The 23,701-nt window shown below is 63.8% G+C and carries 17 protein-coding genes; 6 read left to right on the top strand and 11 right to left on the bottom strand.

Annotated features, from left to right (window positions below; all coding sequences use genetic code 11):
- Positions 1-147: 147 nt before the first annotated feature.
- Genes L6D80_RS27565 through L6D80_RS27540 form a run of 6 tightly spaced genes read right to left on the bottom strand, consistent with a single transcriptional unit; the run spans position 148 to position 6,956 of the window.
- Entirely contained in the window at positions 148-1,773 is a 1,626-nt protein-coding gene (locus L6D80_RS27565) for a BatD family protein (protein WP_054902350.1), read from the bottom strand.
- Complete coding sequence (locus tag L6D80_RS27560) at positions 1,770-3,491, bottom strand: tetratricopeptide repeat protein (protein WP_176514644.1); 1,722 nt, start codon at positions 3,489-3,491, stop codon at positions 1,770-1,772. Before L6D80_RS27560 ends, L6D80_RS27565 begins: the two co-directional genes overlap by 4 nt.
- Positions 3,488-4,564: a vWA domain-containing protein gene (locus L6D80_RS27555; protein WP_054902348.1), complete on the bottom strand. Its 1,077-nt coding sequence runs from the start codon at positions 4,562-4,564 to the stop codon at positions 3,488-3,490. Before L6D80_RS27555 ends, L6D80_RS27560 begins: the two co-directional genes overlap by 4 nt.
- Positions 4,557-5,051, bottom strand: coding sequence for a DUF4381 domain-containing protein (locus L6D80_RS27550; RefSeq protein ID WP_054902347.1), 495 nt, complete (start codon positions 5,049-5,051; stop codon positions 4,557-4,559). Before L6D80_RS27550 ends, L6D80_RS27555 begins: the two co-directional genes overlap by 8 nt.
- Positions 5,048-5,992 (bottom strand): DUF58 domain-containing protein, encoded by a 945-nt coding sequence (locus L6D80_RS27545; RefSeq protein WP_054902346.1) that lies wholly within the window; start codon positions 5,990-5,992, stop codon positions 5,048-5,050. Before L6D80_RS27545 ends, L6D80_RS27550 begins: the two co-directional genes overlap by 4 nt.
- 4 nt (positions 5,993-5,996) lie before the next feature.
- The gene (locus tag L6D80_RS27540) at positions 5,997-6,956 is read right to left on the bottom strand and encodes an AAA family ATPase (RefSeq protein WP_054902345.1); all 960 of its coding nucleotides are present in this window, start codon (positions 6,954-6,956) and stop codon (positions 5,997-5,999) included.
- Positions 6,957-7,180: 224 nt separating this feature from the next.
- On the opposite strand from L6D80_RS27540, the gene L6D80_RS27535 reads away from it, so the two are divergent.
- Positions 7,181-8,479, top strand: a complete 1,299-nt coding sequence (locus L6D80_RS27535; protein ID WP_176514646.1) for a phospholipase effector Tle1 domain-containing protein — start codon at positions 7,181-7,183, stop codon at positions 8,477-8,479.
- A gap of 74 nt (positions 8,480-8,553) precedes the next feature.
- Here the strand turns inward: L6D80_RS27535 and L6D80_RS27530 are convergent, their stop codons facing one another.
- The 4 genes from L6D80_RS27530 to L6D80_RS27515 form a co-directional block, all read right to left on the bottom strand.
- The gene (locus L6D80_RS27530) at positions 8,554-9,882 is read right to left on the bottom strand and encodes an MFS transporter (RefSeq protein WP_176514648.1); all 1,329 of its coding nucleotides are present in this window, start codon (positions 9,880-9,882) and stop codon (positions 8,554-8,556) included.
- Positions 9,883-9,925: 43 nt separating this feature from the next.
- Positions 9,926-11,119, bottom strand: a complete 1,194-nt coding sequence (gene lhgO / locus L6D80_RS27525; protein ID WP_176514650.1) for an L-2-hydroxyglutarate oxidase — start codon at positions 11,117-11,119, stop codon at positions 9,926-9,928.
- Positions 11,120-11,220: 101 nt separating this feature from the next.
- Positions 11,221-11,931, bottom strand: a complete 711-nt coding sequence (locus L6D80_RS27520; RefSeq protein WP_054902341.1) for a FadR/GntR family transcriptional regulator — start codon at positions 11,929-11,931, stop codon at positions 11,221-11,223.
- A gap of 94 nt (positions 11,932-12,025) precedes the next feature.
- A complete protein-coding gene (locus L6D80_RS27515; protein WP_176514652.1) occupies positions 12,026-12,379 on the bottom strand; it encodes a hypothetical protein in 354 nt (117 codons plus the stop codon).
- 271 nt (positions 12,380-12,650) lie between these two features.
- Between L6D80_RS27515 and L6D80_RS27510 the strand changes: the two genes are divergently transcribed.
- On the top strand, positions 12,651-17,516 hold the full coding sequence (locus tag L6D80_RS27510; RefSeq protein ID WP_176514654.1) for an NAD-glutamate dehydrogenase: 4,866 nt from the start codon (positions 12,651-12,653) through the stop codon (positions 17,514-17,516).
- Between the two features lie 120 nt (positions 17,517-17,636).
- Here L6D80_RS27510 and ppsR read toward each other — a convergent pair whose 3' ends face one another.
- A complete protein-coding gene (ppsR, locus tag L6D80_RS27505; RefSeq protein ID WP_054902338.1) occupies positions 17,637-18,455 on the bottom strand; it encodes a posphoenolpyruvate synthetase regulatory kinase/phosphorylase PpsR in 819 nt (272 codons plus the stop codon).
- Between the two features lie 177 nt (positions 18,456-18,632).
- On the opposite strand from ppsR, the gene ppsA reads away from it, so the two are divergent.
- The 4 genes from ppsA to L6D80_RS27485 all read left to right on the top strand — a co-directional run.
- Positions 18,633-21,008: a phosphoenolpyruvate synthase gene (gene ppsA, locus L6D80_RS27500; RefSeq protein WP_176514656.1), complete on the top strand. Its 2,376-nt coding sequence runs from the start codon at positions 18,633-18,635 to the stop codon at positions 21,006-21,008.
- A 65-nt stretch (positions 21,009-21,073) separates the two neighbouring features.
- Positions 21,074-22,099, top strand: coding sequence for an alpha/beta fold hydrolase (locus L6D80_RS27495; protein ID WP_176514658.1), 1,026 nt, complete (start codon positions 21,074-21,076; stop codon positions 22,097-22,099).
- Between the two features lie 138 nt (positions 22,100-22,237).
- Positions 22,238-22,729, top strand: a complete 492-nt coding sequence (gene rraA, locus L6D80_RS27490; RefSeq protein WP_054902335.1) for a ribonuclease E activity regulator RraA — start codon at positions 22,238-22,240, stop codon at positions 22,727-22,729.
- A gap of 27 nt (positions 22,730-22,756) precedes the next feature.
- On the top strand, positions 22,757-23,701 hold a 945-nt coding region (locus L6D80_RS27485; protein ID WP_236183085.1), incomplete at its 3' end, for a zinc transporter ZntB.

The raw sequence follows: 23,701 nt of genomic DNA, 5'->3' as shown, positions 1-23,701 counted from the left end.
TGGTAACCCAAGCATAGGGCCAGCAGGTGCTCGGCCCAAGATGTTCGGTGTACATGGAAAAGAGCTGAGTCGGTGGTGCAGCGCACTGTCTGATGCCCCTGGGCAGCGCCGACGGCGGCGGTGTTCGCGGCAAGCCCAGGCAGCGCATTACTTGGGATAGAGCGGCGGCAGGCTACCGTTCTCACCCGCCGGTAGCAGCACCTGTTCAGCCGGCGGTATGGTGCCAATTGCCCGCCACAAATCCTCACCCTGCCAGTACTGCCCACTCTCGCTGTACAACGCCCCGTTCAAGCCGTCCAGCGCATCCGACAACGGCACGAATCGCGCCGCCATTTCCGCCAGGGTTTCCGGCTGCTGACGCGCCCAGGCATCCAGCGCCTGGCGGGTGGCCTGGGGGTCGTTGGCCTGGCAGGCGCGCTTGAGGTCGTCCAGCAACGTCCGTGGGCTCGGGCCGTTCTGTGCGGCGCGCAGCACCGCCGGTTGCGAGCGGGCGCGCCACCACAGGGCAAACCCGAGCACGGTGGTAAGGGTGAATACCAGGGTGGCCAGCTGCCAGGGCCACAACAGGCTGGCAGCGGTGTTGTTGTCACCGGCCGGGTTGTCGGCACTCAGTGCCGGGTTGTCCTGCACGTTCAAGGTGCGGGCGGGCAGGCTGGTGTGCTCCAGGTGGTCTTCGCGGGTGTTCCACCAGCTGATTTCCAGCGCCGGCAGGGCCAGCGCACCACTGTGGGTCGGGACCAGCGCTTCGCGCTCCTCGCGGTTGGCGGTCATGCCGCGTTCGTTGATCTCGTTGCGCAGCAGCGGCTGGTCCGGGTAGCGGCGCAGGCCGACAATCTCGGTGGCTGGCAGTTGCGGCAGTTGGGTACTGGACAGCCCTTCGGCGCGTAGGGTGATGCTGCGGGTCAGCGAATCGCCAATTTGCGTCGGCTGGCTAGCGGGGTCAGGGTTCCAGTGCTCATCGAGGGTCAGGCTGCGTGCCGGCAACCACGGCGCACCTGCAGGCCAGGCGGCGGGAATCGGGCGTACGGTGAGGCGCAGGGGCAGCGAGCTCACCTGCACCTGGCGCCCGGCCCGCGTCGTGCCGGTCGGTTGCTGGGTATTATCGGCCGCCGTGGCGGTAAAGGTGAGCGGCGCAATGCTCAGGTTTCCGCTTTGCTGTGGGTAGATCGCGTAGCGTGTCTCAATCACCCCGTGACGAACGCCGTTGATTTCTTTTTCATAGGTACGCGATTCGCCCAGTGGCTCGACCTTGGCGTTTTCCAGTTGCAGCGGGCTCAGGCTGCTGTCGTCGTATAGCGATACTGAATGGTAGATACGCAGGGTCAGCACGGCCTGGGCCTGAACATACACCTCGGTGCTGTCGAGGGTGGCTTCGACGAAGACTTGTGAAGCGCTGTCCGGGCGGTTGGCGTCGGCTTGCAACACCTGCAGATCGATGGCCTGGCTGCGTGACTGGCCCAGTTGCAGTTCAGGGATGCGCAGGCTGCCACTGCGCCTTGGCAGCAGGGTGATGATCCAGCGGGTGCTGGCGCGGGTTTCACCATCGAGGGTGTGCAGGCTGTTCAACTGCCGCGTCCCGCGCACGTCGAAGTCGCCATCCAGGGCGCGCAGGTCGGGCTTGCCGAACTGGGTCACGTCCTGGCTTTCGAGGGTCAGTTCCAGGGTTTCACCGGCTTCCAGGCGGGTGCGGTCGACACTGGCTTGCAGGGTCGGATCGGCCTGGACGAGCATGGCCCACAAAAGGCAGAGGAGAAAGACGCCGAGGCGACTCATCGTGGGTTTTCCTGATGCAATTGCTGTTCATACCAGAATTTGCGGCGCAACAGCTGCGCCGGGTTGTCGGGAATCTCTCGCAGCCATTGTTCCAGGGCCTGGCGCTGTTCGGCGTCAAGGCTGGAGGCGACCGGGCGCTGGGGCGGCTGGGTGGTGCCGTCGTCATCGCCTGGCTGATTGCCGGGGGTGGCCTGGCTGTTAGTGTTGCTGCCCTCGCCGGGTTGTTCGGCATTGGCCTGCTCATCGTTGCCGGGGGTGCCTTGGGTGGGGCTGCTGGCCGAGCTGCTGTTGCCCTCGGTTTCGCTGCCAGGCGTGCCTTGGGCATTGTTGCTGGCCGGCTGTTCTTCAGCCTGGGCCTGGCGTTGCTGCAACATTTGCTGCACCAACGCCTGGTTGTCCAGTGCCGGCTGCAGGTCAGGTTGGCGTTCCAGCGCCTGCTCGTAGGCATCCAGCGCGGCTTCCAGCTCGCCGCTGCGGGCAAGGGCGTTGCCACGATTGTAGTGCGCTGCGGCGGTATTGCCTTGGGCGAATGCTTTGGCGGCTCCGGCAAAGTCACCTGCCTGGTACAGGGCCATCCCACGCCATTGTGGGTCCTGGAAGTGGCTGGCAGCTTCTGCGGGGCGGTTATGTTCGAGCAGTCGCTGGCCTTGCTGGTCGGGGCGTAGCCACAGGTCATTGAGTTCAAAAGCCTGGCTCGGTTGCGGCACGGCCAGCAGCAGCGGCAGGCAGAACAGCCAGCCACGACGGCCGGCACAGGCAGCCAGCAGCAACAGCGGAATCAGCAGCCAGTAGCCTTGGTCGGCCCAGCTGTCGAGCTGCATGTTCTGGCCGTCGTTGCGCAGGATGCGCGGGTTGTCGAACAGGCCCAGGCCGCGCAGGTCGAGGTCATCGACGCGGGCATGGCGGTAACGCCCACCGGTGCCGCCGATAAAGGCCTTGAGGCCGGGGGTGTCCAGGCGTGGTACGAGGATGCCGCCGTGTTCGTCCTTGAGGAATTCGCCGTTGGCCTGACGCACCGGCGCCCCGTCGCTGGTACCAATGCCCAGCATCAGCAGGCTCGGGCCCTGGCGGCCGAGGGCCTGGACGATGCCCTGGCGTTCCGGTGCGCTCAGTGCCGAACCGATCAGCAGCAGCCGGCCCTGGCCCAGGCCGCTCTGGGCCAGCAGGGCCAGGCCTTTTTGCACGGCCAGGTCGGCGCGCTGACCGGGTTGCGGCATGATCGACGGGTCGATCGCCTCCAGCAGGTTGCGCGTAGTGCCCAGGTCATCGGACAGCGGCACCAGGGTGTGGGCGCTGCCAGCATAGACGATCAGTGCGGTCTGGCTGTCGCGGCGGTGCTCGAGCAAGTCGAGGATCTTGCGCCGCGCCTGTTCCAGGCGATTGGGTGGGGCATCCTCGGCGAGCATCTGGGGTGTCAGCTCGAGCAGGATCACCAGCGGGTCGGCCGGGCGCTGGCGGGTTTCTTCCAGGCGCTGCCAACTCGGGCCAAGCAGGGCCAGCAGCAACAGCAACCAGGCCATGCCCAGGGCGACCCAGGGCAGCTTGCTGTTGCTGCCGCTGCCACCACCGAGCAGCACCGGGTGGAAGGCTGTGGGCAGAATCATCTGCCAGCGCCCGGCGCGTTTGCGCCGATGCCAGAGCTTGGACAGCAGCCAGGCCAGCAGCGGCACCGCCAGCAGCCAGAGAGGACGCAACCATTGTGGCCACAGGTCGATCATCGGCGCCTCCTTAGGCGCAGCCGTCTAAGGCGCTCACGCCACTGCGGGTGGGGTTGCAGGAAGCGTGGCTTGCGCAGCAGGCGCTGCAGTCGGTTGTCTGGCCATAGCACCGCCACCACCAGCAGCACGCTGAGCAGCAGGGCCAGGGCCAGTGGCCAGGCATACAGGGCCTTGGCCGTGCGTGCCTGGGTCGGTTGCTGGGCGACGGGCTCCAGCTGGTCGAGGGTGTCGCCGATGGTATCCAGCTCGGCGCCGTCATGGGCGCGGAAGTAGGCACCGTGGGTCAGCTCGGCGATCTCCTTGAGGGACGCTTCGTCGAGGTCGAGGCTGGGATTCAGGCCGAGCAGGCCGGGTGTGCCGCTGGCCTCGGGGTTGGCCCCGATGCCGATGGTGTAGATACGCACCCCCTCCTGGGCGGCCAGGCGCGCGGCGGTCAGGGGGTGAATTTGCCCGCCATTGTTGGCACCGTCGGTAATCAAAACCAGCACGCGGCTCTGGGCCGGGCGCTGGCGCAGGCGTTTGACGGCCAGGCCGATGGCATCGCCGATGGCGGTGTTCTTGCCGGCGATGCCGATCTGCGCCTCGTCGAGGAAGGTGCGGACCGTGCGCCGGTCGAAGGTCAGCGGTGCCTGCAGGTAAGCCTGGCTGCCGAACAGAATCAGGCCGACCCGGTCGCCCTCACGGTCCTGGAGGAAATCGCCCATCAGCGCCTTGACCAGATCGAGACGGCTGACTTCCTCGCCCTTCCACTGCATGTCGGGGAAGTCCATGGAGCCCGATACATCCACTGCCACCAGCAGGTCGCGGCCACTGGCGGCCACCGGTACCGGGTCGCCGAGCCATTGCGGGCGGGCGGCGGCAAACAGCAGCAACAGCCAGATCAGTACGAACGGCGCCTGCTGGCGCCAGGTGGGCAGGTTCAGCCGCGCCCGGCGCCCGGCCAGGTGCTCCAGCTCTTGCAGGAAGCCGACCTTGAGCACGGGTTCGCCGCTGTCGGCGGCGGGCAGCAGCAAGCGCATCAGCCACGGCAACGGCAGCAGCAGGAAGATCCACGGCCAGGCCAGTTCAAACATGTTTGCGAATCCAGGTTTCGACGGCCTGGCTCAGCCCGGCGATGGCTTTGTCGTCGAGCTTGCATTCAGGCTTGTACGCGCCTTCGACCAGCACCATCCAGCGGGTCAGGCCAGCGGCCGGGCAGCGGTTGTCGAGGAAGGCCAGCCATTGCCGGCCGTTGAGGGTATGGCTGTTGGCCCCAGGGTAGTGGTTGCGGCACAAGCGCTTGAGCAACGCGTTGATCTGCTGCAACCAGGCGCCGGCCGGCGCTCCGTCATAGGGGCGCGGCAGGCGGGCGAGTTCGGCCAGGGCTTCCAGACGTACCGGGTCGAGCGGTTGCTCGGCCCGCACCACCGGGCGTTTGCCCGGCCGCCAGCGGCGCAGCCGCCACAGGCCCCAAGCCAGTGCGGGCAACCCGGCGAGCAGCAGCCACCAGCCTGGTGCCGGCGGCCACAGGCCGATCGCCGCGGGCGCGATCAGCGGTTGCAGTTGATCCAGCGGGTTCATGTGCTGCTCCCGGGGCGCTGGGCGTTCAGGTATTCGCGCAACTGTTCGATCATCTCGCTCTGGGTGCTCAGGGGCATCAGCAGCACACGCAGTTTTTGCGCCATCAACTCCCAGCGCTCGATGCGCGCCTCGCCTTGCTGACGGTAGGCCTGGCGCAGGTTGGCGTCCAAGGTGTCGAGCTCGAGCTGCGCGCCGCGCTGGGCGAAACGCAACAGGCCGGCGGCGGGCAGAGCATGGTCGAGCGGGTCGGAAACCGGCATCAACAGCAGGTCACAATGACGCGAGAGCATGGCCAGGTGCTGCTCGGCCTGGGCGCTGAGCGAGCGCTCGTCGCAAATGAGAATGGCCAGGCTGCCAGGGCGCAGCACTTCCCGTGCGCGGCGCAGGGCCAGGCCCAGGCTGTCGGCTTGGGGCACCGCTTCGGTGTGCAGCGCCTGGTTGACCTTCGCCAGGCGGTTGAGCAACTGCAGAAGGCTTTGTTTGCTGCGCCGGGGCTTGATTTCGTGGTGCTCGTTGTCGCCGAACACCAACCCGCCGATGCGGTCGTTGTGGCCCAGTGCGGCCCAGCCGAACAGCGCTGCGGCTTGGGCCGCAAGTACCGACTTGAACATCAGCCCTGAGCCGAAGAACAAGCGCTGGCTCTGCTCGACAAGGATGAAGATCGGCCGTTCACGCTCCTCGTGGAACAGTTTGGTGTGCGGCTCCTGGGTACGGGCAGTGACGCGCCAGTCGATGTTGCGCACGTCGTCGCCAGCCTGGTAGACGCGTACCTGGTCGAAGTCCACCCCGCGGCCACGCAGTTTGGAATGGTGCAGGCCCACCAGCGGGCTGCGCTGGCCGGGCCGGGAAAACAGCTGGATCTCGCGCACGCGGTGGCGCATGTCGATCAGCTCGGAGAGACCGATGCGAATGCCGGGTTCGGCCTGCTGCGCGTTGGGCATGGGTTCAGGCAACGGCGACGACGTCGAGGATGCGCTGGACCACGCGGTCCTGGTCGATCCCCGCCGCTTCGGCCTCGAAGGACAGAATGATACGGTGGCGCAGCACATCGAACAGCACCGCCTGGATATCCTCGGGGCTGACGAAGTCGCGCCCGGCCAGCCAGGCGTGGGCCCGTGCGCAACGGTCCAGGGCGATGGAGCCCCGGGGGCTGGCGCCGTAGGCGATCCAGTCGGCCAGCTCGGCATCGAACTTGGCCGGGGTACGGGTGGCCATGACCAGTTGAACCAGGTATTCCTCCACGGCGTCGGCCATGTACAGGCCGAGAATTTCCTTGCGGGCGGCAAAGATCGCCTGCTGGCTGACCCGCCGCTCGGGCTTGACCTCCCCACCCAGCGCTTCGCCGCGCGCCTGAGCCAGAATGCGCCGCTCCACCGCAGCATCGGGGAAGCCGATCTTCACATGCATCAGGAAGCGGTCGAGCTGCGCCTCGGGCAGGGGGTAGGTGCCTTCCTGCTCGATCGGGTTCTGCGTGGCCATGACCAGAAATAGCGGAGACAGGTCATACGTGCTGCGGCCGACGCTGACCTGGCGCTCGGCCATGGCTTCGAGTAACGCCGATTGCACCTTGGCAGGCGCACGGTTGATTTCGTCTGCCAGCACCAGGTTGTGGAAGATCGGCCCTTGCTGGAACACGAAGCTGCCGGTCTCCGGGCGATAGATTTCCGTACCGGTGATGTCGGCCGGGAGCAGGTCGGGGGTGAACTGGATGCGATGGAACTGCGCCTCGATGCCTTCGGCCAGCTCTTTGATCGCCTTGGTCTTGGCCAACCCAGGCGCGCCTTCGACCAGCATGTGGCCGTCAGCCAGGAGCACGATCAACAGCCGCTCGACCAGTTTCTCCTGGCCTAGGATCTGGGTAGAAAGAAAGGTGCGTAGCGCGATCAGCGCTTCACGGTGTTCCATCGGCGACGGTTCCTGGAATTGGGCCAGGGCGTTCGCGGGGGGGGCGTCGGACCTGGCAGGGGGGATACTTTAATCTATCCGGGGGTGCGCCGACCAATGCGGGCCCGGATTTTTATGCGCTGTGTCGCGTCGAAATCGGCGCCTGCGGTTTAGGCGTTCGCTGATTTTTCGTGGCATTGATCTGGCGCCTGCTTGTGCCCTTCGAAGCATGAAGGAGCATGACGATGAGCCAGCAGCACGCTACACCCGCTTCACCCCGTCCGGTCATTGTGCGCATGGGCGTCTTTTTCGACGGCACCGGCAACAATCAAGGCAACGCTTCTTTCAGCCCCTTGGGCAGCGGCTGCGAAGGCGGCAGCTACGGCAATGCACGGAGCAATGTTGCCCTGTTGCATGCCCTCTACCCCAGCGGGCCGGTGGACGGCCACCTGTACCTGAAACACTATATACAAGGTATCGGGACCACTGAGGGTGCGGCGGATTCTACCTACGGGAAGGCGACCGGCTGTGGTGAAACCGGTATCGAAGCCCGGGTGGAACAGGCGTTGATGAGGCTGGATGAACAATTGCACCGGTACCCGGACGTTGAACCGGCTTGCATCGAGTTTGACCTGTTCGGCTTCAGTCGGGGCGCTGCCGCCGCCAGGCACCTGGCTAACCGCCTGGCTAAGGGGGCATCAGGTTTGCCGGTGGCATTGCAGGGTGACAGGCAGATCAATTTCATTGGTCTGTTCGACACGGTCGCGGCCTTGGTTGCGCCCCTGAAGGGCGATTTCAGCCCCGCCAACAGTCAATACCATGGTTTGCGCCTTGGTCTGCGCAAAGGCCTTGCCCGGCAGGTCGTGCAGTTGGTGGCGGGCGATGAGCTGCGGCACAACTTCCCCTTGCTACGCAGTGACAATGACATTGTCGTGCCGGGTGTGCATTCGAACATCGGCGGCGGCTACCTGGAGCGCATGCAAGAGAAGGTGCTGCTGTGCAAGCCGCACGCCAGCCGCGTGGCGCAGACGACCCCGGTCGAGCGCACTCGCGCCTACGCCTTGGCCAATGGCCTGCTGGGCTCGGCGTTTGCCAGCCTGGTGGGGCCTCGAGCGCGGCTGATGACGTGGGAGGTGCCGATCGCAGGCAGCAGGGCCAGGCGGGACACCCCCGAGAAGCAAGTGTTTGCCGCGGTCTACCGTGAACGTGAGGTGAGCGGGCATCTGTCGCGGGTGTACCTGAGCGTGATGCGTGAGCTGGCCGTGCGCGGCGGGGTGTCCTTCGCGGCGCTGGGCGGCGATGAGGCCCATCACGTGCCGGATGAGTTGCAGGCAATCAGCAACAAACTCCATGACTTTGCCCTGGGGCGCAGCGCTCAAGCGGGGCTGACGACAGAGGAGCAGGCATTGTTGCTGGCCAAGTATGTGCATACTTCCGCGCACTGGAATGCCGTCAAGGGGTTGCACAACAGTGCGCTGGACATGATGTACATCGACCGGCCGGCGGTGGGGGGCAGGGTGATGCATCAGAACCCGGCTGGCTGAGCAGGATGGATGGCGTCTTACCACCCTTTTCGCAGGCGTGGCCCACGAAGACAGGGTGGTAAGGCCTCAGTCGGTCAGTTTTTCGAGCTTGAATGCTTGCGCCCCTGGTCACACAGGGCAAACACCACCACCAAAACCCCGGCGATCGCCAGGATCAACGCCACACCATCGGTGGAGTGGGTCGCCGAGTTGGCCACCAGGGCCAGGCCGCCCAGCGGCGCCAGGCCACCGGCCACCGCCGTGCCAATCTCACGGCCGGTACCAAAGCCCGAAGAGCGCGTCTGGGTTGGGAACTGGCGGCTGAGGAACGAGCCCTGCGGCGCGAACATCATCGGTGCGAGGATGCCGGTGCCGATAGCAATGGCCACATAGATCAGGGTTGGCTCACCGCTGCTCAGCAACAGCAGGAACGGGTAGGCGAACAAGGCCGAGAGCACCCCACCGCACACCAGCACGGTCTTGCTGCTCCAGCGGTCGCACAGCCAGCCGAAGAAGGGTACGGCAAAGATCGCTACCAGACTGGCAATGGTCACCGACAGCGAGGTGACATGCGCCTCGACACCCTTGAACTGGGTCAGGTAGGCCAGCGAGAAGGTTTTGAAGATATAGCTCAGGGCGTTGTAGCCAATGGCCACGAAGAACACCACGGCCAAGCCCTTGAGGTCATTCTTGAACAGCAGTTTCAGCGGCGACACCTGTGGCTTGTCGTCGGCCTTGTCCAGTTCCTTGAAATCAGGGGTTTCGGGAATGCTCTTGCGCACCCACAAACCGATGGCCACCAGGGCGATACTGGCGATGAACGGAATGCGCCAGCCACCGGCCAGCAGGAATTCATTGCCGTTCATGGTCAGCAGGTACACGGTCAGCGACGACAGCAGCAAGCCCAGGTTGAGCCCCAGTGCCGGCCAGGCCCCCTGGCTGCCGCGTTTGCCTTCGCTCGCGTGTTCGTAGGAGGTGACGGCTGCGCCGGACAGCTCTGCACCTGCACCGAGCCCCTGGATGATGCGGATCGCCACCAGCAGGATCGGTGCCCAGATGCCGATCGAGGCATAACTCGGGATCAGGCCGATCAGCGCGGTGCACACACCCATCATGCAGAACGTGATCACCAGGACATGCTTGCGCCCGAAGCGGTCGCCCAGGTAGCCGAACAGGATGCCGCCGAACGGGCGTGCGATGAAGCCGATGGCGAACGTGGAGAACGCCAGCAGCGAGGCGACTGCCGGGTTGCTGGCATCGAAGAAGATCTTCGAGAACACGATCGCTGCCATGGTCGCGTAGAGGTAGAAGTCATACCACTCCAGCATCGAGCCGAAGATGGTCGCCGCCGCCACCTTGCGCAGGCGCTTGCGTTGCTGTTGCGGGGTTTCGCTCGCGGCCAGGGCCGCCTCGTGTACCGACATCTGATGTTCCTTATTGTCTTTGTAGTTGGGTGTGCAGCAGGGTTCAGCGGGCCTTGAGGATCTTTTCGGCGATCATCTGGCCGATGGGGATGGCCGAGGTGGCAGCCGGTGACGGGGCATTGCAGACATGCACCATGCGCGGGGTCTCGGCGAACAGGAAATCGTGGACCAGGGTGCCGTCGCGCATCACGGCCTGGGCGCGGATGCCTGCTTCATAGGGCAGCAGGTCTTCGACTTGCAGCGACGGGCAATACTTGCGGCACTGTTCCAGGTAGCCGCGCTTGAACAGCGAGTTCTTCATCTCGGCGGTACCGGAGCCCAGGTTGTTCCAGATGGTTTTCCAGAAGCCGGGGAAGCGTGCGTATTCAGCGACATCGCGCCAGTTCACCGCAAACTTGCGGTAATTCTCCCGACCGAGGCCCAGCACCGCGTTGGGGCCGACGGTAACGCTGCCGTCGATCATCCGCGTCAGGTGCACACCGAGGAACGGCAGCTCCGGGTCGGGGATCGGGTAAATCAGGTGGTTGACGATCTGGTTCTTGCTGGCTGGCAGGCGGTAGTACTCACCGCGGAAAGGGATGATCTGGTGGTCGATCTTGACCCCGGCCAGGCGCGCCAGGCGGTCGGACTGCAGGCCGGCGCAGGCGACCAGTTGGCGGGCGCGCCAGGTCTGGCTGTCGTCGCGCACTTCAACGTGCTCGCCAAGCTCGCGAATGGCCCGCACAGTAGTGGACAGGCGCACTTCGCCGCCAGCCTGTTCGATGACCTTGGCCATGGCGTCGCACACCTGTTTGTAATCGACGATGCCGGTGGCGTCGACGAACAGGGCACCGAGGCCGGCGATGTTCGGTTCGCGGCGCTTGAGCTCATGGGCATCGAGCTGCTCGACTTTCAGGCCGTTCTGCTGCGAGCGAGCGTACAGCGCCTGCATGCGCTGCATCTCCAGCGGGTTGGAGGCCACCAGCAGTTTGCCGCAGACATCGAAGGCAATGCCGTGTTCGCTGCAGAAATCCTTGGTTGCCTGGGCGCCGCGTTTGCACAGGTCGGCCTTGAGGCTGCCGGGGGCGTAATAGATGCCCGCATGGATCACGCCGCTGTTGTGGCCGGTCTGGTGGCGGCCGAGGCTGGCTTCCTTTTCCAGGATCAGCAATGACGCGCCCGGGCGCTGCTGGAGCAGGGCCATCGCGGTGGCGAGGCCGACGATGCCGCCGCCGATGATGCAGTAGTCGTAGGTCATGCAGGGGTACCTTGGTGTTCTTGTCGGTGGATCTGCTTATCAGGTTGTCAGACTAAGTAACGCGTGAAAAAAGCCCTCACGGGCGTCATAAGGGCTCCGGATCAGTCGAGGGCGGGGAGGTCGATCTTCAGGCGCTTGGCCGAGGCGCGCAGATGGGCTTCAGCACAGGCTGCGGCGGCCTGGCGATCACCGTCGGCAATGGCCTGGTACAGCGCCTGGTGCTCGCGGCTGGCGTCGGCCGAACCGCCCACCGAGTGGGCGGCGGAGTTTTCCCAGGCGGTGCGCCGTGCGCTGGCCAGCTGGCCGCCGAGGAAGTCGTGGAACGCCACGAAGTAATCGTTTTTGCTGGCTTCGGCGATGGCCCGGTGAAAGGCCACGTCGGCAGCCGAGGCGGTGGCGAAGTCGCTGCGCTTGTCGAGCATTTCCTGCAGGGCCTTGGCCATGTTTGCCAGGTCAGCCGCGTCGCGGCGGCGCGCGGCGATGGCCGCGGCCTGGGTTTCGATCCACAGGCGCATCTCGAACATCTGCGTCAGGTCCGGCTTGCGTCCGTTGCTGCCGGGGAAGCGGAATACCGTGCCGCTGGGGGTTTGCGAGATATAGGAACCCAGCCCCCGGCGCGCAATCAGCACGCCATCGGCCTTGAGCTGCGCTACCGCTTCGCGCACCACCGAGCGGCTGACATGCAGCTGTTCAGCCAGTTGCTGTTCGGTGGGCAGGCGCGATTCGGCGGCCAGGCGGCCGGAATCGATCTCTGCGCGAATGGCGCTGACAACCCGTTCGACCAAGGTGTCGGGGCGCTGGAGCTCTAGCATGGAAGCGGTTGCCTAGTAGTCAGGTTGTCAGACAATGCCTGTGGTGGGGCTGGGCTGTCAATATTTTCAAGGGGGGTTGTGGGTTCGCGTGGCCTCAAAGCTCGCTGACGAAGGTGCCGGTGTCTTTCAGAATATTGCGCAAGGTCTGCTCGACCTCGTCCAGGTCTGTGCCCGCCGACGTCAGTACGATCTCCAGCGCCTCGTCCCCCTTCAACGCATCATGGTCTCCAGCCGCCACCTCGATCAGCAAGCGCTGGGCACTCAAGGTCACTTTCAAGCCATCCAGCGTCGAAGGCTCATCGTCCAGGGTCAAATCGACAGTGTCCTCGTCCGGGTAACGGGTCAGCAGGAACATCTGCCCCTTGTCACTGTGGCAGCACAGGGTCGCCATGTTGTCTTCCTCGTCATCGCAAGGGGTGGCGAAGAGCAGGGCGGTGTGGATTTGCATGGCGGGCTCGGGTCAAGGAAATGAAAGGGAATTCTGACAGTGTTGTGGGCATCCATAAACGTAAAGTTACCGCCCCTTGACCGAAATTGTCGCAGCGCTGCAAGCGGCAATGACCGATCAGTCGTTAAGCTTCGGCGAGCCCTGAACGTGCCTTCACGTTCAACGCCTGGTTTTAACCGTCCGGCTTGCCACGGGTTGGCTATCGTTGATCCGTAATCGTCGGGCGTACACGACGCTTCAACTATTACAAAGCCCAAGCGGAGTACCACAGATGGCGTTTTTCACCGCAGCCAGCAAAGCCGACTTCCAGCACCAACTGCAAGCGGCCCTGGCGCAGCACATCAGCGAACAGTCACTGCCACAAGTGGCACTGTTCGCCGAGCAGTTCTTCGGCATCATTTCTCTGGACGAACTCACTCAGCGCAGGCTTTCTGACCTGGCTGGCTGCACGCTATCGGCCTGGCGCATCATCGAGCGCTTCGACCCCGAGCAACCGCAAGTGCGGGTGTACAACCCCGATTACGAACGCAATGGCTGGCAGTCGACCCACACGGTTGTCGAGGTGCTGCACCATGACCTGCCGTTTCTGGTCGACTCGGTACGTACCGAACTCAACCGCCGTGGCTACAGCATCCACACCTTGCAGACCACGGTGCTGAGCGTGCGCCGTGGCGCCAAAGGCGAGTTGCTCGAGCTGCTGCCCAAGGGTACCCAGGGCGAAGGGGTGCGCCATGAGTCGCTGATGTACCTGGAAATCGACCGTTGTGCCAATGCCGCCGAACTGTCGGTGCTCACCCGCGAGATCGAACAGGTGCTGGCCGAAGTCCGCGTGGCGGTGGCTGATTTCGAGCCGATGAAAGCCAAGCTGCGTGAAGTCGTGGCGCAGGTGGAACAGACCCCGTTTGCTCCGGTTCAGCACGAAAAGGGCGAGGTCAAGGCCTTCCTCGAGTGGCTGCTGGACAACCATTTCACCTTCCTCGGCTATGAAGAGTTCACCGTTCAGGGCGACAGTGACGGCGGCCAGATGGTTTACGACGAACAGTCCTTCCTTGGCCTGCCGCGCCGCCTGCGGGTAGGGCTGACGCCTGAAGAACTGCGCATCGAAGATTATGCCGTGGCCTACTTGGCCGAACCGCTGCTGCTGTCGTTCGCCAAGGCGGCGCTGCCCAGCCGCGTGCATCGCCCGGCCTACCCGGACTATGTGTCTATCCGCCAGCTGGACGCCGACGGCAAGGTGGTCAAGGAACACCGTTTCATGGGCCTGTACACCTCGTCGGTGTATGGCGAAAGCGTGCATGCCATCCCTTACATCCGTATCAAGGTCGCAGAAGTCGAGCGTCGCTCGGGCTTCGACCCCAAGGCGCACCTGGGCAAGGAGCTGGCGCAGGTGCTTGAAGTGCTGCCACGCGATGACCTGTTCCAGACCCCGATCGACGAGCTGTTCAGCACGGTGATGTCGATCGTGCAGATTCAGGAACGCAACAAGATCCGCGTGTTCCTGCGCAAGGACCCCTACGGGCGCTTCTGCTACTGCCTGGCCTATGTGCCGCGGGAGATCTACTCCACCGAGGTACGGCAGAAGATCCAGCAGGTGCTGATGGAGCGCCTGAAGGCCAGCGACTGCGAGTTCTGGACCTTCTTCTCCGAGTCGGTGCTGGCGCGGGTGCAGCTGATTTTGCGGGTCGACCCGAAAAACCGCATCGACATCGACCCGCAACAACTGGAAAACGAAGTGATCCAGGCCTGCCGCTCCTGGCAGGACGATTACTCGGCCCTGGTGGTGGAAAACTTCGGCGAGGCCCAAGGCACCAACATCCTCGCCGATTTCCCCAAAGGCTTCCCGGCCGGTTACCGCGAGCGTTTTGCCGCACACTCGGCGGTGGTCGACCTGCAACACGTGCTGGCGTTGTCCGAAAGCAAGCCGCTGGCCATGAGTTTCTACCAGCCGCTGACCCGCCTGGGCGAACGCCTGCTGCACTGCAAGCTGTACCATGCCGACACCCCGCTGGCGCTGTCGGACGTGCTGCCGATTCTGGAAAACCTCGGCCTGCGCGTGCTGGGCGAGTTCCCTTATCGCCTGCGTCACGCCAGCGGTCGTGAGTACTGGATCCACGACTTCGCCTTCACCTACAGCGAAGGCTTGAGCCTGGATATCCAGCAGCTCAACGACGTACTGCAGGATGCCTTCGTGCACATCGTCCAGGGCGACGCTGAGAATGACGCGTTCAACCGCCTGGTGCTTACCGCCGGCCTGCCCTGGCGTGATGTGGCGCTGCTGCGCGCCTATGCCCGCTACCTCAAGCAGATCCGCCTGGGCTTCGACCTGGGCTACATCGCCAGCACCCTGAACAACCACACCGATATCGCCCGCGAGCTGACCCGGCTGTTCAAGACCCGCTTCTACCTGGCGCGCAAGCTCACCGCCGATGACCTGGAAGACAAGCAGCAGCGCCTTGAACAGGCAATCCTCACGGCCCTCGACGATGTTCAGGTACTCAACGAAGACCGCATCCTGCGCCGCTATCTGGACCTGATCAAGGCCACCTTGCGCACCAACTTCTACCAGCCTGACGCTAACGGGCAGAACAAGTCGTACTTCAGCTTCAAGTTCAACCCTAAGCTGATCCCCGAGCTGCCCAAGCCGGTGCCGAAGTTCGAGATATTCGTGTATTCGCCGCGGGTCGAGGGTGTACACCTGCGCTTTGGCAATGTCGCCCGTGGTGGCCTGCGCTGGTCAGACCGTGAAGAAGACTTCCGTACCGAAGTGCTCGGCCTGGTGAAAGCCCAACAGGTGAAAAACTCGGTGATCGTGCCAGTCGGCGCCAAAGGCGGCTTCCTGCCCCGGCGTCTACCGTTGGGTGGCACCCGCGACGAGATCGCCGCCGAGGGCGTGGCTTGCTACCGCATCTTCATCTCAGGCCTGCTCGACATCACCGACAACCTCAAGGACGGCGGCGTGGTGCCACCGGCCAACGTGGTACGCCATGATGACGATGACCCGTACCTGGTAGTGGCCGCCGACAAGGGCACCGCCACGTTCTCCGACATTGCCAACGGTATTGCCATCGACTACGGCTTCTGGTTGGGCGATGCGTTCGCCTCGGGCGGCTCGGCCGGCTATGACCACAAGAAGATGGGTATCACGGCCCGTGGCGCCTGGGTGGGCGTGCAGCGCCACTTCCGTGAGCGCGGCATCAATGTGCAGCAAGACCCGATCACTGTGATCGGTGTCGGTGACATGGCCGGTGACGTGTTCGGTAACGGCCTGTTGATGTCTGACAAGCTGCAACTGGTCGCGGCGTTCAACCACCTGCACATCTTCATCGACCCCAACCCGGACCCGGCCACCAGCTTTGCCGAGCGCAAGCGCCTGTTCGACTTGCCGCGTTCAGCCTGGAGCGACTACGACAGCAGCATCATGTCCGAAGGCGGCGGGATCTTCCCGCGCAGTGCCAAAAGCATCGCCATCAGCCCGCAGATGAAGGAACGTTTCGCCATCGAGGCCGACCGCCTGACCCCGACCGAGTTGCTGCATGCGCTGCTCAAGGCACCGGTGGACCTGCTGTGGAACGGCGGTATCGGTACCTACGTCAAAGCCAGCAGCGAAAGCCACGGCGATGTCGGTGACAAGGCCAACGACGCGCTGCGGGTCAACGGCAATGAATTGCGCTGCAAGGTGGTAGGCGAGGGTGGCAACCTGGGCATGACCCAGCTCGGCCGGGTCGAATTCGGCCTGCACGGTGGCGCTACCAACACCGACTTCATCGACAACGCCGGGGGCGTGGACTGCTCCGACCACGAGGTCAACATCAAGATCCTGCTGAACGAAGTGGTGCAGGGCGGTGACATGACCGAGAAGCAGCGCAACCAACTGCTGGGCAGCATGACCGATGAAGTGGCCGGCCTGGTGCTGGGCAACAACTACAAGCAGACCCAGGCGCTGTCGCTGGCGGCTCGCCGCGCCCGCGAGCGGATTGCCGAATACAAGCGCCTGATGGCCGACCTCGAGAGCCGCGGCAAACTCGACCGCGCTATCGAGTTCCTGCCTACCGAGGAGCAACTGGCCGAACGCCTGGCCGCAGGCCACGGCCTGACCCGCGCCGAGTTGTCGGTGTTGATCTCCTACAGCAAGATCGACCTCAAGGAGCAGTTGCTCAAATCGCTGGTGCCGGATGACGACTACCTGACCCGGGACATGGAAACCGCCTTCCCGCCGTCGCTGGTCAGCAAGTTTGCCGACGCCATGCGCCGCCACCGCCTCAAGCGCGAGATTGTCAGCACGCAGATCGCCAACGACCTGGTCAACAACATGGGCATTACCTTCGTCCAGCGCCTGAAGGAGTCCACCGGGATGAGCCCGGCCAATGTTGCCGGTGCCTATGTGATCGTGCGCGACATCTTCCACCTGCCGCACTGGTTCCGCCAGATCGAGGCACTGGACTATCAGGTGCCGGCGGAGGTGCAGTTGACCCTGATGGACGAGCTGATGCGCCTGGGCCGCCGCGCCACCCGCTGGTTCCTGCGCAGCCGGCGCAACGAACAGGACGCTGGGCGTGACACCGCGCACTTCGGGCCGAAAATCGCGCAGTTGGGCCTCAAGCTCGATGAACTGCTGGAGGGGCCGACCCGCGAGCGCTGGATGGTGCGTTACCAGCGCTTCGTCGATGCCGGTGTGCCGGAGTTGTTGGCGCGCATGGTGGCGGGCACCAGCCACCTGTACACGCTGTTGCCGATCATCGAGGCCGCCGACGTGACCGGGCACGAACCGGCTCAGGTGGCCAAGGCGTTCTTCGCCGTGGGCAGCGCGCTGGACCTAACCTGGTACCTGCAAGAGATCAGCAACCTGCCGGTGGAGAACAACTGGCAGGCCCTGGCCCGCGAGGCGTTCCGCGACGATATCGACCTGCAGCAGCGGGCAATCACCATTTCGGTCCTGCAGATGGCCGATGCCCCGCAGGACATGGACGCGCGCGTCGCGCTGTGGGCCGAGCAGCACCGGGTGATGGTCGAGCGCTGGCGCGCGATGCTCGACGACCTGCGCAATGCCACCGGCAACGACTATGCGATGTATGCGGTGGCCAACCGCGAGCTGGTCGACCTGGCGATGAGCGGGCAGGCGGCGGTGGTACCCTCCTGATCGCTCGGTGAAATGAACAAGCCCCGGCAGTGATGCCGGGGCTTGTTCATGTCTGTTCTGGCCTACCGTCGGCAAGGTACCTGTGGAAGCCAGCCGGCCGGCGACAGGGCCAGTGCAGGTTTACTTGAACCTGCGCTCCACGCCTTTTTCCACCAGGATCTTCGCTGAGATCTCTTCCACCGAGAAATGCGTCGAATTGATGTTGGGGATGTTCTCGCGGCGGAACAGGCTCTCGACCTCGCGAACCTCGAACTCGCACTGGGCAAAGCTCGAATAGCGGCTGTTGGGCTTGCGCTCATGGCGGATGGCGGTCAGGCGGTCCGGGTCGATGGTCAGGCCAAACAGCTTGTTGTGGTGCTTTTTGAGCACAGCCGGCAGTTGCAGGCGCTCCATGTCGTCTTCGGTCAGCGGGTAGTTGGCGGCGCGGATGCCGAACTGCATGGCCATGTACAGGCAGGTCGGGGTCTTGCCGCAGCGCGATACGCCCACCAGGATCAGGTCGGCCTTGTCGTAGTAGTGCGTACGCGCCCCATCGTCGTTGTCCAGGGCGAAGTTGACCGCCTCGATGCGCTCCATGTAGTTGGAGTTGCCGCCGATCGAGTGCGATTTGCCGACGGAATACGACGAATGGGCTGTCAATTCCTGCTCGAGCGGGGATAAAAACGTCGAAAAGATGTCGATCATGAAGCCATTCGACGTCGCCAGGATCTCGCGGATGTCCTGATTGACGATGGTGTCGAAGATGATCGGACGCATGCCGTCGCGTTCGGCGGCGGCATTGATCTGCTGCACCATGGCCCGCGCCTTGTCCGGCGTGTCGATGTACGGACGGGTGAATTTGTTGAACGGAATGCTTTCGAATTGAGCGAGCAGGCTTTGGCCCAGGGTTTCGGCAGTGATACCGGTGCCATCGGAGATGAAGAACGCGGTTCGTTTCATTTGCGATCTGGGCCTTAAGCTGATGACGTTTCTTGGATATGATAAGTTCGGTTTGCCGAATGCGGCTGTCGGCATTCTCACTTATTTTCCAGGTACAGGCCACAAGCGCCCGGCCCAGTCAATGAAGGCAGGCGGGTGCCCTTGAGCTTTTCCAATACAGTTAGTGGAGAGATCACCTTGGTAGAGTACGTAGTTTCCCTCGATAAGCTCGGCGTCCATGATGTAGAGCATGTGGGGGGCAAGAACGCATCCCTGGGCGAGATGATCAGTAACCTCGCAGGTGCCGGTGTGTCGGTACCGGGCGGCTTTGCCACTACGGCTCAGGCGTACCGCGACTTTCTCGACCAGAGTGGCCTGAACGACCGCATCCACGCCGCACTCGATGCGCTGAACGTGGATGACGTCAATGCCTTGGCCAAGACGGGCGCACAGATCCGTCAGTGGGTCATGGAAGCCGAATTCCCGGCCCGTCTGGATTCGGAAATCCGTACGGCGTTCGCCGAAATGTCCAAGGGCAACCTGAACATGGCCGTCGCCGTGCGGTCTTCGGCCACTGCCGAAGACCTGCCGGATGCCTCGTTCGCCGGCCAGCAGGAAACCTTCCTCAACATCCGTGGCGTCGACAACGTGATCCGCGCGGCCAAGGAAGTGTTCGCCTCGCTGTTCAACGACCGCGCCATCGCCTACCGCGTACACCAGGGCTTCGACCACAAGCTGGTAGCCCTGTCGGCGGGCGTGCAGCGCATGGTCCGTTCGGAAACTGGCACAGCCGGTGTGATGTTCACCCTCGACACCGAGTCGGGCTTCCGTGATGTAGTGTTCATCACCGGCGCCTACGGCCTGGGCGAAACCGTGGTGCAGGGCGCCGTCAACCCTGACGAATTCTACGTTCACAAGAGCACCCTGCAGGCCGGTCGTCCGGCGATTCTGCGCCGCAACCTGGGCAGCAAGGCGATCAAGATGGTCTACGGCGACGAAGCCAAGGCCGGGCGCTCGGTCAAGACCGTCGAAGTCGAGCGTGCCGAGCGTGCGCGTTTCTGCCTGAGCGATGACGAAGTCAATGAGCTGGCCAAGCAGGCGATGATCATCGAGCAGCACTACCAGCGCCCGATGGACATTGAATGGGCCAAGGACGGTGACGACGGCAAGCTGTACATCGTTCAGGCTCGTCCTGAGACCGTGAAGAGCCGTGCCAGCGCCAACGTCATGGAACGCTACCTGCTCAAAGAGAAGGGTACCGTGCTGGTCGAAGGCCGTGCCATCGGGCAACGCATCGGTGCTGGCAAGGTCCGCGTGATCAACGACGTGTCCGAGATGGACAAGGTGCAGCCAGGCGATGTGCTGGTGTCCGACATGACCGACCCGGACTGGGAACCGGTGATGAAGCGCGCCAGCGCGATCGTTACCAACCGCGGTGGGCGTACCTGCCACGCGGCGATCATCGCCCGTGAGCTGGGTATTCCGGCAGTGGTCGGTTGCGGCAACGCCACCCAGCTGCTCAAGGACGGCCAGGGTGTGACCGTATCGTGCGCCGAAGGCGACACCGGCTTCATCTTCGAAGGCGAACTGGGCTTCGACATCCGCCAGAACTCGGTGGACGCCATGCCCGAGCTGCCGTTCAAGATCATGATGAACGTCGGCAACCCGGACCGCGCCTTCGATTTCGCCCAGTTGCCCAATGCCGGTGTCGGCCTGGCGCGTCTGGAATTCATCATCAACCGCATGATCGGCGTGCACCCCAAGGCGCTGCTGAACTATGCCGGCCTGCCGCCGGAGTTGAAAGAAAGCGTCGACAAGCGCATCGCCGGCTACAACGACCCGGTTGGGTTCTACGTCGAGAAGCTGGTCGAGGGTATCAGCACCTTGGCGGCGGCCTTCTACCCGAAAAAGGTCATCGTGCGCCTGTCGGACTTCAAGTCCAACGAATACGCCAACCTGATCGGCGGCAAGCTGTACGAGCCGGAAGAAGAAAACCCGATGCTGGGCTTCCGGGGTGCCTCGCGCTACATCAGCGAGTCGTTCCGCGACTGCTTCGAGCTTGAGTGCCGCGCCCTCAAGCGCGTGCGCAACGAGATGGGCCTGACCAACGTCGAGATCATGGTGCCATTCGTGCGCACCCTGGGCGAAGCCAGCCAGGTGATCGACCTGCTCGCCGAGAACGGCCTGGCCCGTGGCGACAACGGCTTGCGCGTGATCATGATGTGCGAACTGCCGTCCAACGCCATCCTGGCCGAAGAGTTCCTCGAGTACTTCGACGGCTTCTCCATCGGCTCCAACGACCTGACCCAGTTGACCCTGGGCCTGGACCGCGACTCCGGCATCATCGCCCACCTGTTCGATGAGCGTAACCCGGCGGTGAAGAAGCTGCTGGCCAACGCCATTCAGGCGTGCAACAAGGCTGGTAAGTACATCGGTATCTGTGGCCAAGGCCCGTCGGACCACCCGGACCTGGCCAAATGGCTGATGGAGCAGGGTATCGAGAGCGTGTCGTTGAACCCGGACTCGGTACTTGAAACCTGGTTCTTCCTGGCCGAAGGTCAGGGCGCGGCCTGATGGAGTGAATGCGCAGGCGTGCCTGACGCGCCTGCGCCTGGTTTTTTCCAGGGCGAGTTCCAGCAATGGATCCCGCCCTTTTTTGTGCACCAAACCTTATGCAAAGCAGCAGCAATCTATTTCCCGTGGCCTTGCTCAGTGCCGAGCGCCGCGGCGACCTCAGCGAAGACGTGTACCGGATCAAGGCTGGCAACAGCCCTGACCCTAGCGTTGAGCTGGCCGTTACCCGCCTGGGTGTGGCCGACCAGGGCCGGGCCCAGGGCGTGCCGGTCATACTCCTGCATGGCAGTTTCTCCAACCGGCGCTTTTGGTATTCGCCCAAGGGCATTGGCCTGGGCGCCTACCTGGCACGGGCGGGTTTCGATGTGTGGATCCCGGAGATGCGCGGCCATGGTCTGTCACCGCGTAACCGCAATTGGCGGCACAACCGGGTTGCCGATTATGCCCGCCATGACCTGCCGTTGATCGCAGCCTTCGTTGAAGAGCAGTCAGGCCGAGCGCCGCACTGGGTCGGCCATTCGTTGGGCGGGACCACCCTGGCGGCGGCCCTGGGCGGTGGTTTTCTGCGTGCCGAGCAGGTCGCCAGTGCCGCGTTTTTCGGCACGCAGGTCAGCCGGGTGTATTGGCCGTTGAAGGTGCCGCCAGTGGCCTGGGGCGCGAAGCTGCTGCTCAAGCGCTGGGGACAGATTTCCGGGCCACGCTTCAAGCGCGGGCCTGAAGATGAACCGATTGGCCTGGCTCTGGAGAGCATGCGCTGGCATGGTCTGTTTGGCCGCTTTGGTGACAAGGACAGCGATTGGTGGGCTGGCCTGGCGGACGTCGACGTGCCCGTGCTGGCAGTCGCGGGCGCGGGCGATTTCCAGGACCCCGTGTGGGCCTGTCGCAAGCTGTTCGAGCAACTGGGCGGGGAACGCAAGCAGTTCCTCAGGTTGGGCCGCGAGGAAGGCTTCGAGGCGTTCGGGCATGTCGACATGCTGGTGAGCAAGGCGGCGCAGGTACAGGTGTGGCCGTTGGTAGAGCGCTGGTTGCGCGCGCCTCTGGCACCGGTGCATGCATCGATTGTGAGGGTGGAGCCTGTGCCAGTCGGTTGATGTTCTACTGCCTGTGCGGGCCCTGTCTTCGGAGCAGACGAAATAGCTATGACCGATCAGTCCCGGATGACTGCAACAGCCTCCCCGGTGTAGCCTTGGCCGATACCCGCTTTTCGTTGTGACTGACAGGAGCTTCCCATGCAGCATTACGTAACGCCCGACTTGTGCGACGCCTATCCAGACCTGGTCCAGGTGCTGGAGCCGATGTTCAGCAACTTCGGTGGCCGTGATTCATTCGGCGGCCAGATCGTCACCATCAAATGCTTCGAAGACAACTCGCTGGTCAAGGAGCAGGTCGAGCTCGACGGCAAGGGCAAGGTCCTGGTGGTCGATGGTGGCGGTTCGCTGCGCCGCGCGCTGCTGGGCGACATGCTGGCGGAGAAGGCCGCCAGCAATGGCTGGGAAGGCCTGGTGATCTATGGCTGTGTACGTGACGTCGATGTGCTGATCCAGACCAACGTGGGGGTGCAGGCACTGGCCAGCCATCCGATGAAGACCGACAAGCGTGGTATCGGTGACCTGAACGTGGTCGTGACCTTCGCCGGGGTGACTTTCCGCCCGGGTGAGTACGTGTATGCCGACAACAACGGCGTGATCGTCTCGCCAAGCCCGCTGAAGATGCCGGAGTGACGCGCCGCGCGCGCTGATGGAGCTTTGATGTTCGAGGAAGACAACGCGCAGTGGGGGCTGGTGCATGCCCTGGTGCTCGATGGTAAAGGCGGCGCACGCTCGATCGCCCGGACTGAGCTGGACGACCTGCAGTTGCAGCCACAGGAAAGCCTGTGGCTGCACTGGGACCGCAGTCATCCGCAAACCCGAACCTGGCTGCTGCGCCACAGCGGCCTGACTGAATTCGCTTGTGATTTGTTGCTGGAAGAGAACACCCGTCCGCGCCTGCTGCCGCTGGCCGAGGAACAGCTGCTGCTGTTTTTGCGCGGGGTCAACCTCAACCCGGGTGCTGAGCCCGAAGACATGGTTTCGGTGCGTATCTTCGCCCAGGCGCGGCGGGTCATTTCGCTGCGCTTGCGGCCGTTGCGCGCCAGCGACGAAATTCTTCAGCAACTGGATGAGGGCAGGGGGCCGAAATCGGCCTCCGCGCTTTTGCTGCTCATGGGTGAATTACTGACCGAAAAGGTGCAAGGGCTGGTCAGCGACCTGTCGGAACTGGTCGACCTGGAAGAGGAAAAGGTCGAATCCGACGAACGGTATACTCCGGAGCAAGGCAGCTTGCAGCAGATCCGCCGTCGGGCTGCTGGCCTTCGGCGTTTTCTGGCGCCGCAGCGGGAGATCTACGCACAGCTCTCGCGCAGCAAGTGGAGCTGGTTCGCCGATGTCGACGCCGACTACTGGAACGAACTCAACAACAGCCTGATCCGCTACCTCGAAGAATTGGAGCTGACCCGCGAACGGGCCGCGCTGGTGCTGGAAAGCGAAGACCGGCGGCGTAGCGAGCGGATGAACCGGACCATGTACCGGTTTGGCATCATCACCTGTATTTTCCTGCCCATGAGCTTCATTACCGGGCTGCTGGGCATCAACGTCGGCGGTATTCCGGGGGCTGAAAACCCCTATGGCTTCCTGTTCGCCTGCATCGTCGTGCTG

It is taken from the genome of Pseudomonas ceruminis, from assembly GCF_021602025.1.
Lineage (GTDB): Bacteria > Pseudomonadota > Gammaproteobacteria > Pseudomonadales > Pseudomonadaceae > Aquipseudomonas > Aquipseudomonas ceruminis.
This window is presented reverse-complemented; position numbering and strand designations above follow the sequence as displayed.

Excerpts from the sequence above, each read along its gene's own strand:
- L6D80_RS27495 (WP_176514658.1), top strand. The coding sequence starts at position 21,074 with ATGGATCCCGCCCTTTTTTGTGCACCAAACCTTATGCAAAGCAGCAGC.
- L6D80_RS27530 (WP_176514648.1), bottom strand. The coding sequence starts at position 9,882 with ATGTCGGTACACGAGGCGGCCCTGGCCGCGAGCGAAACCCCGCAACAG.
- L6D80_RS27545 (WP_054902346.1), bottom strand. The coding sequence starts at position 5,992 with ATGCCCAACGCGCAGCAGGCCGAACCCGGCATTCGCATCGGTCTCTCC.
- L6D80_RS27550 (WP_054902347.1), bottom strand. The coding sequence starts at position 5,051 with ATGAACCCGCTGGATCAACTGCAACCGCTGATCGCGCCCGCGGCGATC.
- L6D80_RS27515 (WP_176514652.1), bottom strand. The coding sequence starts at position 12,379 with ATGCAAATCCACACCGCCCTGCTCTTCGCCACCCCTTGCGATGACGAG.
- L6D80_RS27510 (WP_176514654.1), top strand. The coding sequence starts at position 12,651 with ATGGCGTTTTTCACCGCAGCCAGCAAAGCCGACTTCCAGCACCAACTG.
- ppsR (WP_054902338.1), bottom strand. The coding sequence starts at position 18,455 with ATGAAACGAACCGCGTTCTTCATCTCCGATGGCACCGGTATCACTGCC.
- L6D80_RS27520 (WP_054902341.1), bottom strand. The coding sequence starts at position 11,931 with ATGCTAGAGCTCCAGCGCCCCGACACCTTGGTCGAACGGGTTGTCAGC.
- L6D80_RS27565 (WP_054902350.1), bottom strand. The coding sequence starts at position 1,773 with ATGAGTCGCCTCGGCGTCTTTCTCCTCTGCCTTTTGTGGGCCATGCTC.
- L6D80_RS27535 (WP_176514646.1), top strand. The coding sequence starts at position 7,181 with ATGAGCCAGCAGCACGCTACACCCGCTTCACCCCGTCCGGTCATTGTG.
- L6D80_RS27540 (WP_054902345.1), bottom strand. The coding sequence starts at position 6,956 with ATGGAACACCGTGAAGCGCTGATCGCGCTACGCACCTTTCTTTCTACC.
- L6D80_RS27555 (WP_054902348.1), bottom strand. The coding sequence starts at position 4,564 with ATGTTTGAACTGGCCTGGCCGTGGATCTTCCTGCTGCTGCCGTTGCCG.
- rraA (WP_054902335.1), top strand. The coding sequence starts at position 22,238 with ATGCAGCATTACGTAACGCCCGACTTGTGCGACGCCTATCCAGACCTG.
- L6D80_RS27560 (WP_176514644.1), bottom strand. The coding sequence starts at position 3,491 with ATGATCGACCTGTGGCCACAATGGTTGCGTCCTCTCTGGCTGCTGGCG.
- lhgO (WP_176514650.1), bottom strand. The coding sequence starts at position 11,119 with ATGACCTACGACTACTGCATCATCGGCGGCGGCATCGTCGGCCTCGCC.